Here is a 2,714-nt window from a genome sequence, read left to right on the forward strand (position 1 = left end):
CGCGTGCGGGGCCTGTGGTGGCTACCGCCTGCGTGAGGAGGCTTTGGCCGTTAAAATCGGACCTCACGGCGGCACACCCGATCAGTTGTTGCATGTGGGTCAAGTGGTCAACATGTCGATCCGCGAGGCCTATGCATGGATCGACGGCGTGATGGATCAAATGACGCGTCAAAAACAAGATATTGCGCGCGCTATTGTCAAAGAGATCCGTGAACGACTTGGCTTTCTCAACAACGTTGGCCTTGAATACCTGACGATGAGCCGCAATGCTGGTACGTTATCGGGCGGCGAAAGTCAGCGTATTCGTTTGGCGAGCCAAATCGGTTCGGGGCTTCAGGGCGTGCTTTATGTGCTCGACGAGCCATCCATCGGATTGCACCAACGTGACAACGATCGCCTGATCGGGACGCTCAAAAATCTGCGCGATCAGGGCAATACCGTGATCGTGGTCGAGCATGACGAGGACATGATCCGCGAGGCGGATTATGTCTTTGATATCGGTCCGGGAGCTGGGGTGCATGGCGGTCAAATTGTCGCGAAAGGCACGCCTGAGGAAATCGAGGCGGATCCTGCGTCTTTGACTGGTCAATACCTCACAGGGGCGCGTGAGATTGCCATTCCCGCCAAGCGGCGCAAGGGCAATAAAAAGAAGATCAAAGTGGTGAACGCCACGGGCAACAACCTTAAAAATGTCACTGCGGAGTTTCCTTTGGGACAATTCGTATGTGTTTCTGGGGTGTCGGGGGGCGGCAAGTCCACGCTCACGATAGAAACCCTGTTCAAGACCGCGTCAATGCGCCTGAACGGGGCGCGCCAGACGCCTGCGCCGTGCGAAACCATCAAAGGTTTGGAGCACCTCGACAAGGTGATCGACATCGATCAACGCGCTATCGGACGCACCCCGCGCTCCAACCCCGCGACCTACACGGGCGCGTTTACGCCCATTCGCGATTGGTTCGCTGGACTGCCCGAAGCCAAAGCGCGCGGGTATAAACCAGGGCGCTTTAGTTTCAACGTCAAAGGCGGGCGGTGTGAGGCCTGTCAGGGCGATGGTGTGATCAAGATCGAGATGCACTTTTTGCCCGATGTCTACGTCGAATGTGAGACGTGCAAAGGGGCACGGTACAATCGAGAAACGCTCGAAATTCGCTTTAAAGGCAAAAGCATAGCAGACGTTCTTGATATGACGGTTGAGGATGCACAAGAGTTCTTTAAGGCGGTGCCAAGCATTCGTGAAAAGATGGATGCATTGGTGCGCGTGGGCCTTGGTTATATCAAGGTCGGGCAACAGGCGACGACCCTGTCAGGCGGTGAGGCGCAGCGCGTCAAACTGTCCAAAGAGTTGGCCAGACGCTCGACGGGCCGCACGCTTTACATCCTTGATGAGCCAACAACGGGTCTGCATTTCGAAGATGTGAAAAAGCTGCTCGAAGTTTTGCACGAGTTGGTCGATCAGGGCAATTCGATGATCGTGATCGAACACAACCTTGATGTGATCAAGACCGCCGATCACGTCATTGATATCGGACCTGAGGGCGGGGATGGCGGCGGCGAAATCGTGGCCACAGGCACACCTGAACAAGTGGCCGAAGTTGCGGCCAGCCACACGGGGCGCTACCTCAAAGCGATGCTAGGCAAGGCTAAAGCAGCAAAGTAAGTGTGCGATTTGATCTACGCAAAAGGCCACCCGATCGGGTGGCCTTTTTTGATCTGCGGCGCTGATGTTATCGCCGATCTTTAGGATGACTACGCGGTGAGCGTTCCGTCGACGGTGAGGGTCAATTTGCCGCCCAAATAGGGGGCTAGAACGGCGGGCAATGTGACCGATCCGTCCGCCTGTTGGCCGTTTTCCAGTACTGCGATGAGGCAACGGCCTACGGCGAGGCCCGATCCGTTCAAGGTATGCACAAATTGCGGTTTGCCGCCATCTGCGGGTTTGAACCGAGCGTTCATGCGGCGTGCTTGGAATGCGCCCGTTGTCGAGACGGACGAGATTTCGCGGTAGGCGTTTTGACCGGGCAACCATGCCTCGATGTCAAAGGTGCGCCGCGCGCCAAAGCCGATGTCGCCGGTGCACAATTCAACGGTCCGGTAGGGCACACCGAGTTTCTCAAGGATCCCTTCGGCACATCCGAGCATGCGTTTTTGTTCGTCATCGGAGGCGTCAGGATGCGTGATCGAGACCATTTCGACCTTTTCGAACTGGTGTTGACGCAACATGCCCGAGGTGTCGCGTCCCGCGCTGCCCGCTTCGGAGCGAAAGCACAGTGAATGCGATGTGAGGCGGATCGGCAAAGCGGCCTCATCAAGGGTCTCACCCGCCACGGAATAGGTAAGTGGGACTTCGGAGGTCGGGATGAGCCACCATCCGTTGGTGGTCTGGTAACTGTCATCACCAAATTTGGGCAACTTATCAGTGCCATACATGGCTTCGTCGCGGACCAGAACGGGGGTGTTGATCTCGGTGAGGCCGTTTTCGTCGACATGGGTGTCGAGCATGAATTGCGACAGGGCGCGGTGGATGCGGGCCACGGCCCCCTTAAGCATCACAAAGCGCGCGCCCGAAATTTTGGCCCCCGTGGCGAAATCCATCGAGGCCGCAACGCTGGCCAATTCGAAATGCTCTTTGGCGGCAAAGTCATAAGACGGCACATCGCCCCAACGTTTGATCTCAACGTTGTCAGCGTCATCAGCGCCGTGTGGCACATCGTCGG

Annotated in this window: 2 protein-coding genes; one reads left to right on the plus strand and one right to left on the minus strand. The window is 56.9% G+C overall.

Annotated features, from left to right (window positions below; all coding sequences use genetic code 11):
• A partial coding sequence (gene uvrA, locus ACTG34_RS13070) for an excinuclease ABC subunit UvrA (RefSeq protein WP_439105328.1) occupies nt 1-1,657 on the plus strand: 1,657 nt, incomplete at its 5' end.
• Nucleotides 1,658-1,746: 89 nt separating this feature from the next.
• Here the strand turns inward: uvrA and serS are convergent.
• Nucleotides 1,747-2,714, minus strand: a 968-nt coding sequence (serS, locus tag ACTG34_RS13075) for a serine--tRNA ligase (protein WP_439105329.1), incomplete at its 5' end; no start/stop codon positions are given.

This window comes from Celeribacter marinus (genome assembly GCF_965656515.1).
GTDB classification, from domain to species: Bacteria; Pseudomonadota; Alphaproteobacteria; order Rhodobacterales; family Rhodobacteraceae; genus Celeribacter; species Celeribacter marinus_D.